Annotated in this window: 1 pseudogene; it reads left to right on the top strand. The window is 59.9% G+C overall.

Going from position 1 to position 252, the window contains the following annotated elements:
* Positions 1-252 (top strand): annotated as a pseudogene (locus E0L21_RS24880) (RHS repeat protein); the annotation flags it as partial.

The raw sequence follows: 252 nt of genomic DNA, 5'->3' as shown, positions 1-252 counted from the left end.
CTCACCGAAAACCCGGTGGATGTCGACGCGCTGTTCACCGCTGGCGGCCAGCAGAAACAGCTTTTACCGGGTCAGAATCTGCGGTGGACGGCGCGCCAGGAACTGCAGAAAGTCACTCCAGTGATGCGCGATGGCGAACCCGACGACAGCGAAAGTTACCGCTACGACGCCAGCAGCCAGCGCATCGTCAAAATCACCTCACAACTGACCGGCAGCACCACGCAGACAAAACGGGTGATTTACCTGCCGGGT

Source organism: Kosakonia quasisacchari (assembly GCF_004331415.1).
In the GTDB taxonomy this organism is placed as follows: Bacteria; Pseudomonadota; Gammaproteobacteria; order Enterobacterales; family Enterobacteriaceae; genus Kosakonia; species Kosakonia quasisacchari.
Note: the sequence above shows the minus strand (reverse complement) of the source record. Positions and strands in the feature narration are given on the sequence as shown.